Here is a 1593-nt window from a genome sequence, read left to right as displayed (position 1 = left end):
GGCAAAGACCGGGATGTTGAAGATGCCGATGGCGATGATGGCGTTGATCGCGCCTGGCCCGAAGATGGCGGTGATCATGATCGCCGACAGCAAAGCCGGGAAGGCGAAGACGAGGTCGTTCAGCCGCATCAGTGCCTCGTCGACGAGGCCGCCGCGTGCCGCCGCAAAGGCGCCGAGCGGCACGCCGACCCCCATGCCGATGCCGACCGCGACCAGCGCCACGGCAATCGAATTGCGGGCCCCGACCATGACCATCGACAGAATGTCGCGGCCGAAATGGTCGGTGCCGAACCAGTGCGCCAGCGAGGGTGCCTGCGTCTTGTCCGATATCACCAGTTTGGTGACGTCGTAGGGCGTCCAGCCATAAGAGACTACAGCCATTGCCAGGATCAGCAGCGTGATGACGAAACCGGCCACGAAGGCGGTATTCCTGAACGCCTTGCCCAGGATGTTGCCAAACGTCTCTTCTGACATCTCGATTTGCAGTGTCATTGCCGGCTTCTCAAGCGCGGATCGACAACCGCATAGGAAAGGTCGACGAGGAGGTTGACGGCGATGACGGCGGCGACCAGCAGCATGACGACGCTTTCGACGACGATCAGATCGCGCTGGGTGATGGCCTGGAACACCAGCCTGCCGAGGCCGGGCAGGTAAAAGACATTCTCAATGATGATGGTGCCGGCAAGCAGGAAGGCAAACTGCAGGCCCAGAATGGTCAGCACCGGGATCATGGCGTTGCGCAGTGCATGCCGCCACAAGACTGCGCGATAGGGCAGGCCCTTGGCGCGGGCGGTGCGGATATAGTCCTCGTTCAGCACCTCGATCAGCGCCGAGCGGGTGACGCGCGCCAGGATCGCGGCTTGCGGCAAGGCAAGTGCGACCGCCGGCAGCAGCAGCGATTTCAAGGCTGGCCAGATGCCAGCACTCCAGCCGGGAAACCCACCGGCGGGGACCAGCCGCAGCCAGACGGCGAAGACATAGATCAGCATCAGCGCGAACCAGAAATTGGGCACGGCAACGCCAAGCTGTGCGGCGCCCATGGAAATCGTGTCACCGGCGCGTCCACGCCGGCTGGCGGAAAACAGGCCAACGGGAATCGCGATGATGGTGGAGAGCGCAAGCGCAATCAGCGCCAGCGGCAGCGAGACGGCAAGCCGCTCGCGCACCAGATCGATGACCGGCACCGAATAGGTGTAGGAGCGGCCGAAATCGAGACTGAGCAGGCCGCCGGCCCATTGCAGGTAGCGCAAGGCCAGCGGCGCGTTGAGGCCCATCTGGTTGCGCAGCAGCTCGACCTGATCGGCACTGGCGTTCAGGCCCAGCATCAGCCGCGCCGGATCGCCGGGCAGGATCTCCAGGACGGCGAACACCACCATGGAAGCCAGCACCAGCGTGGCGAGCGCGACGGCGAAGCGTTTTAGGAGGTAGGCGGTCATGGAAGGTGGGGGATCACTCGCTCCACTTCACCTTGGTCAAATCATTGGCCTGGATCGGGGCGTTTTCCCACAGGCCTTGCAGCTTGGCGTCCCAGACGCCGACCTTGGGCAGTTCGTAGAGGAAGCCGACCACGGCATCGTCCGCCAGGATCTTCTG

The 1593-nt window shown here is 63.7% G+C and carries 2 protein-coding genes; both read right to left on the bottom strand.

Features of this window, described 5'->3' with window-relative positions:
• A partial coding sequence (locus EN964_RS34000) for an ABC transporter permease (RefSeq protein WP_164776340.1) occupies positions 1-492 on the bottom strand: 492 nt, incomplete at its 3' end.
• Positions 489-1436: an ABC transporter permease gene (locus EN964_RS33995; protein ID WP_127269831.1), complete on the bottom strand. Its 948-nt coding sequence runs from the start codon at positions 1434-1436 to the stop codon at positions 489-491. The genes EN964_RS34000 and EN964_RS33995, both read right to left, overlap by 4 nt.
• Positions 1437-1593: the final 157 nt, after the last annotated feature.

Source organism: Mesorhizobium sp. M7A.F.Ca.CA.001.10.2.1 (assembly GCF_003998575.1).
Lineage (GTDB): Bacteria > Pseudomonadota > Alphaproteobacteria > Rhizobiales > Rhizobiaceae > Mesorhizobium.
Note: the sequence above shows the minus strand (reverse complement) of the source record. Positions and strands in the feature narration are given on the sequence as shown.

Excerpts from the sequence above, each read along its gene's own strand:
- EN964_RS33995 (WP_127269831.1), bottom strand. The coding sequence starts at position 1,436 with ATGACCGCCTACCTCCTAAAACGCTTCGCCGTCGCGCTCGCCACGCTG.